This is a genomic window from Psychrobacter proteolyticus (genome assembly GCF_038155145.1).
Classification (GTDB): Bacteria; Pseudomonadota; Gammaproteobacteria; order Pseudomonadales; family Moraxellaceae; genus Psychrobacter; species Psychrobacter proteolyticus_B.
Genome location: NZ_JBAKAY010000217.1, coordinates 1 through 211 on the forward strand (window position 1 = coordinate 1; position 211 = coordinate 211).

Consider the following 211-nt stretch of genomic DNA (forward strand, 5'->3'; position numbering starts at 1 on the left):
GCTTCTACCACTGCAGCCAAACGGTTTGCTGTCGCAATCGGTTGTAGACCTGCAACTCCTACACCTAGGATAACGACTTTGGCTGGCTTAACAGTACCGGCTGAGGTCATAAAGATCGGGAAAGGACGTGAATTTTCATTGGCCGCGAGCAATACGGCTTTATAACCAGCAAGGTAGGATTGTGATGACAATAGATCCATATTTTGTGCGC

1 pseudogene is annotated in these 211 nt (G+C 47.9%); it reads right to left on the reverse strand.

Annotated features, from left to right (window positions below):
* A pseudogene (locus V6252_RS13590) lies at nt 1-211 on the reverse strand (NAD(P)(+) transhydrogenase (Re/Si-specific) subunit alpha); the annotation flags it as partial.